This is a genomic window from Arthrobacter sp. Soil_C_60, assembly GCF_057656375.1.
The window spans coordinates 1-253 of sequence record NZ_JBDGKM010000042.1 but is presented as its reverse complement, the minus strand read 5'-3'; the positions used below and the strand labels follow the sequence as shown (position 1 = coordinate 253).

The following is a 253-nucleotide window of genomic DNA, read 5'->3' as shown; positions in this document are numbered from 1 at the left end:
TCGGGGAGCCGGAGCATCTGGGTGCCAGCGCCGGCCTCGATGACTTCGCCGCCTGGGAACGCGAGGAAACCTGGGCCTGCTGGCCGCCGTCCGGCCCGTTCCCCGCCAGCTGGGGCCCCGCCGAAGACCTCGAGGGGCTGCCCGGAGACCTGTTCACCGAAACGCACGGGGAGTATTACGCCGAACGCCTGCGCCGGATCACCGCCGGCACCCCCTCCGACTGGTTCAAACTCTTCCACGCCACCGCCAACGC

General features: G+C 71.1%; 1 protein-coding gene. It reads left to right on the top strand.

Annotated features, from left to right (window positions below):
* On the top strand, nucleotides 1-253 hold a 253-nt coding region (locus tag AC3A4M_RS22870), incomplete at both ends, for a hypothetical protein (RefSeq protein WP_498738924.1).